We start from the raw sequence: 5,195 nt of genomic DNA on the forward strand, positions 1-5,195 counted from the left end.
ACGCCCCTGGCCCGCGTGCTCCCCGCGTCGGGGCTGTCGTCGGTGTCCGCCGGGTGGGCCGGGGCGACGGTGTCCACCACGACCCGGACGTCCCGGCCGTCGAGCCGCACGTCGACGACGTGGCCGGGCAGCTCCGCCGTCACCTCCGCGGCGAGATCGGACAGCGCGTTCATCAGTGCCAGCCGGGCTGCCGGCTCCAGCGCCGCCGACAGCACCGCCGCCGCGCGCTGGAGCTGTTCGTCCCCGGCGGAGGCCGTGGTCGCGAGGTTCTCCCGGAGGGTGTCCAGGTACGGATTCAGATCCATGACATCACGATGACACCAATGGTGGTGTCCGACAAGAGGCCGCGCGCCTTCGTGGTGGTGTCTTCGCGGTGTCGTCGCAGGGGTGGTGTGGTGCCCGTCCGACCGGCGCGGACCCCGGGCGATACGCTGGCCGGGCGCGTATCAGGAGGGAGTCGGACGTGGCCGAGACGGTGAAACCCCAGGTGCGGTTGATCGCGAGGACGGAGTTCGTCCCACCGGACGATGTGTCCTGGTCGACCGACGCCGACGGAGGGCAGGCACTCGCCGAGTTCGCGGGGCGGGCGTGCTACCAGTCGTGGAGCAAGCCGAACCCGAGGACGGCGACGAACGCCGGGTATCTCGACCACATCATCGAGGTCGGGCACCTGTCCGTGCTCGAACACGCCAGCGTGACCTTCTACATCACCGGGATCTCCCGCTCGCTCACCCACGAGCTGATCCGGCACCGGCACTTCTCCTACTCGCAGCTGTCCCAGCGCTATGTCCCCGAGCGGGACGCGGCGATCGTCGAGCCCGACGTCATCGCCGACGACCCCGAGCTGCACGAGAAGTTCCTCGCCGCCGCCGACGCCGGTGTGCGGGCCTACAACGATCTGCTCGCCGCGCTGGAGGACAAGTTCGCCGACGCGCCGAGCGCCACCCTGCGCCGCAAGCAGGCCCGCCAGGCGGCGCGGTCGGTGCTGCCCAACGCCACCGAGACCCGCATCGTGGTGACCGGCAACTATCGCGCGTGGCGACACTTCATCGCGATGCGCGCCACCGAGCACGCCGACGTCGAGATCCGCGCGCTCGCCGTCGAGTGTCTGCGGCAACTGCAGAAGGTGGCCGAGAACGCCTTCGCCGACTTCACGATCTCGACGATGCCGGACGGCACCGAGGTGGCGTCCAGCCCCCGGGTCGCCGAGGGCTGAGGCGTGCGCAAGCTTGCCGTGGACGTGCGGCCGGGGGAGTACGTCGTCGCGCGGTTGAACCCCTCCGCACCCGTGCCCGCGGCCCTGCTCGACCCGGGGCCCGGATCCGGGCTGGTCTCGGTGACCCGGACCGACGCGGAGCTGTCCGTGGTGTGCACGGCCGCGGCGGCGCCGGAGGATGCCCGGGTGGAGCACGGGTGGCGCCTGCTCACCGTGCGGGGGCCGCTCTCGTTCACCCTGACCGGGATCATGGCCGCGCTGGCGGGTGAGCTGGCCGCCGCGGGGGTGACGCTGTTCGCCCTGTCCACCTACGACACCGACCACGTGCTCGTCCGGGGCGAGGACCTCGACCGCGCGCTCGTCGCACTGCGCGAGGCGGGACACGACGTCCACGGCGGGTGACGGCCCGCACATCGATTGTCGGGACACCGGTGGTCGCTGTCCCCCACAGTGGTGTCGCTAGCATCGGGACGCCGCGGACGAGGGGATGGCTGCGGCGGCCTCCACGTCCGGTAGGCGGCGGGCCGCAGAACTTCCCGCGTGCCCGTCCGGTGACCGGCAGATCTGCGCCCCATTCGCGGGTGGGCGGCGGATCCCCGCGGGGCGGTGGTCGGCACGGTGGGCGCCGGATCGAACAGGTACCGTCGGGTCCATGTCGATCGAACCGCCCACTCCGCCCACCGCCGCGCCGGGCAGACCGTTCGGCCGCGTGCTCACCGCCATGGTCACGCCGTTCACCGCCGAGGGCGCCCCGGACCTGAAGCGGGCGCAGGAACTCGCCGTGCACCTGCTGGAGCTGGGCAACGACGGCCTCGTCGTCAACGGCACCACCGGGGAGAGCCCGACCACGCGCGACGACGAGAAGGCCGACGTCATCCGCGCCGTGGTGGAGGCCGTCGGCGACCGCGCGACCGTCGTCGCCGGTGCGGGAACCTACGACACGGCGCACAGCGTGGAACTGGTCCGCCAGGCCGAGAAGGCGGGCGCGCACGGCGTCCTCGTGGTCACCCCCTACTACTCGCGGCCGACGCAGGCCGGGGTGTACGCGCACTTCACCACGGTGGCCGACGCGACGAACCTGCCGGTGATGCTCTACGACATCCCCCCGCGCTCGATCGTGCCGATCGAGGTGGACACCCTGCGCCGACTCGCCGAGCACCCGCGCATCCTCGCGGTCAAGGACGCCAAGGGTGACCTGTTGGCGGGCAGCGAGGTCATCGCCAACACGCACCTGGCCTACTACTCCGGCGACGACGCGCTGAACCTGCCCTGGCTGTCCGTCGGAGCCACCGGCGTGGTCAGCGTCATCGGGCACGTCGTCGCCGGCCGGATCCGCGCCATGATCGAGGCGTACGAGGACGGCGACACCTCCACCGCCCGCACCAACCACCGCGGGATGCTGCCGGTGTTCCGTGCGTTCTCCCGGGTCGGCGGGGTCGTGTTCGCCAAGACGGCCCTGCGGCTGCGCGGCTACGAGGTCGGCGACCCCCGGTTGCCGATGGTGCCCGCCTCGGACGAGCAGGTGCGCGCCATCGCGGCCGACCTGACCCAGGCCGGTGTGCCCCTGGAGATGTCGCCGACCAGCGACTGGGCGAGCAACCGGGTGGCCCAGGCCGACTCGGCGGCGGCCTACGTCACCCCCACCACCCACACGAGCGTTGGGACCATCCACCCGTGACCGGAAACCCCCCACAGCAGCCCACCGACGCCGCGAGGCCCCCGGCGCGGACCACCCCCGCCGGGCCGGGACCGACCCACCGGCCGCCACCCCTGCCCGAGGGCGGCCTGCGGGTGGTCGCGCTCGGTGGCATCGGCGAGGTCGGACGGAACATGACCGTCTTCGAGTACGGCGGCAGGCTGCTCATCGTCGACTGCGGGGTGTTCTTCCCGGAGGACGCCCAGCCCGGCGTCGATCTGATTCTGCCCGACTTCCGCGCGATCGAGGACCGGCTCGACGACATCGACGCGCTGGTGCTCACCCACGGGCACGAGGACCACATCGGGGCCGTGCCGTTCCTGCTGCGGATGCGGCCGGACCTGCCGATCCACGGTTCCCGATTCACGCTCGCGCTAGTCTCGGCCAAGTGCAGGGAGCACCGGCAGAAGCCGGTGCTGCACGAGGTCGCCGAGGGACAGACCCGCACCGTGGGTCCGTTCGAGCTGGAGTTCTTCGCGGTCAACCACTCCATCCCGGACGCGCTGGCACTGTCGGTGCGCACCCCGGCGGGCACGGTGCTGCACACCGGCGACATCAAGCTGGACCAGCTTCCCCTGGACGGCAGGCTGACCGATCTCGCCGGGTTCTCCCGGGTGGGCGAGTCCGGTGTCGACCTGCTGTGCATCGACTCCACCAACGCCGAGGTGCCCGGGTTCGTCACCCCGGAGAGTGACATCGGCCCGGTGCTCGACGACGTGATCGCCCGGGTGCACCAGCGGGTCATCGTGGCCTGCTTCGCCAGCCACGTGCACCGGGTCCAGCAGGTCCTCGACGCGGCGCAGCGGCACGGGCGCCGGGTGGCGTTGGTGGGCCGGTCGATGGTGCGCAACATGACGATCGCGGCCGATCTGGGGCTGCTGAACATCCCGCAGGGACTGCTGATCGATCTCGACGAGGCGGTCACCCTGCCCGAGACGAAGGTCCTGTTCGTCTCCACCGGATCGCAGGGGGAGCCGCTGTCGGCGCTGTCCCGGATGGCGCGCGGCGAGCACAAGCAGATCTCGATCCGGGAGAACGACACGGTCGTGCTGGCCAGCTCGCTGATCCCGGGCAACGAGACCGCCGTGTTCGGGGTGATGAACGGGCTCGTGCGGCTCGGCGCCGAGGTGATTCACCAGGGCAACGCCCAGGTGCACGTCTCCGGACACGCGCCGGCGGGCGAGCTGTTGTTCCTCTACAACGCGGTCCGGCCGCGCAACGTGATGCCGGTGCACGGCGAATGGCGTCACCTGCGGGCCAACGCGGCGCTCGCGGTGCGCACCGGCGTGCCGGAGGAGAACGTGGTGCTCGCCGAGGACGGCGTGGTGGTCGACCTGGTCGACGGGCAGGCGACGGTCAGCGGCCGCGTCGAGGTCGGCATGGTCTACGTCGACGGCCTGTCGGTCGGGGACGTGGGCGAGTCGACCCTGTCCGACCGGCTCGTCCTCGGCGAGGGCGGGTTCATCGCGATCACGGTCGCGGTCGACTCGACCACCGGGCGGGCGATGGGCAGGCCGACCCTGTCCGGCCGGGGGTTCTCCGACGACCCGAAGGCGCTCGACGAGGTGGCCGGGCTGGTGGAGATGGAGCTGTCCCGCACCGAGTCGGAGGGCATCGTCGACGCCCACCAGATCGCCCAGGCGGTGCGCCGGGTGGTGGGCCGGTGGGTCGGCGAGACCTACCGGCGCAGGCCGATGATCGTGCCGACGGTCATCCCGGTCTGACGACCGTGCCCGCCCGGCCCTTGCGGACACCGTCGGCCGGGGCGGCTCACGGGCGCCACGGGCTGTGGCCGTCCGTGGGCCGGGTGGGGTCGTGGAACCGGGGCCGGTCCGGTTCGTCCGTCCGGAGCGGCACCAGCCCGGCGGTGATCGCCCGCATGATCGCCGCGTGCGCCTTCACCGCGTCGCCGGGGCGGCCCGCCGCGTAGGGGGACAGGTCCACCGGTTCGCCGAAGTGCACCCGGAACGTCGGTCTGCGCAGCGGTGAGGTGAGGCCGGAACGGGCCAGCGGCACGAGGTCGGCCGCGCCGCGCACCGTCTCGGTGCCCCAGTACACGGCCTCGTGGGCACCCCACTGGCTGATCGGGACCACGGGAACCCCGGCGGTCAGTGCCAGCCGGGCGGCCCCGGTCTTGCCCCGTTCGGGCCACAGCCCGGGGTCGTGGCTGATGCGGCCCTCCGGGTAGACGACGATCGGCGACCGTGCGGCGCGCAGCGCCTCGGCGGCCTCGGCGAACTGGGTCACCGCCGAGGCGGACCCCCGGTCGACCCGCAGGTGCCC

Annotated in this window: 5 protein-coding genes and 1 pseudogene; 4 read left to right on the forward strand and 2 right to left on the reverse strand. The window is 72.6% G+C overall.

Features of this window, described 5'->3' with window-relative positions:
- Positions 1–305: pseudogene (locus SACHA_RS21485) on the reverse strand (toxin-antitoxin system HicB family antitoxin); the annotation flags it as partial.
- Positions 306–463: 158 nt separating this feature from the next.
- On the opposite strand from SACHA_RS21485, the gene thyX reads away from it, so the two are divergent.
- The 4 genes from thyX (at position 464) to SACHA_RS0110625 (ending at position 4,636) form a co-directional block, all read left to right on the forward strand.
- Positions 464–1,216, forward strand: a complete 753-nt coding sequence (gene thyX, locus SACHA_RS0110610; RefSeq protein WP_019809537.1) for an FAD-dependent thymidylate synthase — start codon at positions 464–466, stop codon at positions 1,214–1,216.
- Between the two features lie 3 nt (positions 1,217–1,219).
- Positions 1,220–1,618, forward strand: a complete 399-nt coding sequence (locus SACHA_RS0110615; RefSeq protein WP_019809539.1) for an ACT domain-containing protein — start codon at positions 1,220–1,222, stop codon at positions 1,616–1,618.
- A gap of 250 nt (positions 1,619–1,868) precedes the next feature.
- Positions 1,869–2,894 (forward strand): 4-hydroxy-tetrahydrodipicolinate synthase, encoded by a 1,026-nt coding sequence (gene dapA / locus SACHA_RS0110620; protein ID WP_019809541.1) that lies wholly within the window; start codon positions 1,869–1,871, stop codon positions 2,892–2,894.
- A 113-nt stretch (positions 2,895–3,007) separates the two neighbouring features.
- Positions 3,008–4,636, forward strand: a complete 1,629-nt coding sequence (locus SACHA_RS0110625) for a ribonuclease J (protein ID WP_019809543.1) — start codon at positions 3,008–3,010, stop codon at positions 4,634–4,636.
- Between the two features lie 46 nt (positions 4,637–4,682).
- Here the strand turns inward: SACHA_RS0110625 and SACHA_RS0110630 are convergent.
- A partial coding sequence (locus SACHA_RS0110630) for a lysophospholipid acyltransferase family protein (protein WP_019809545.1) occupies positions 4,683–5,195 on the reverse strand: 513 nt, incomplete at its 5' end.

Source organism: Saccharomonospora halophila 8, from assembly GCF_000383775.1.
Taxonomy (GTDB): domain Bacteria; phylum Actinomycetota; class Actinomycetes; order Mycobacteriales; family Pseudonocardiaceae; genus Saccharomonospora; species Saccharomonospora halophila.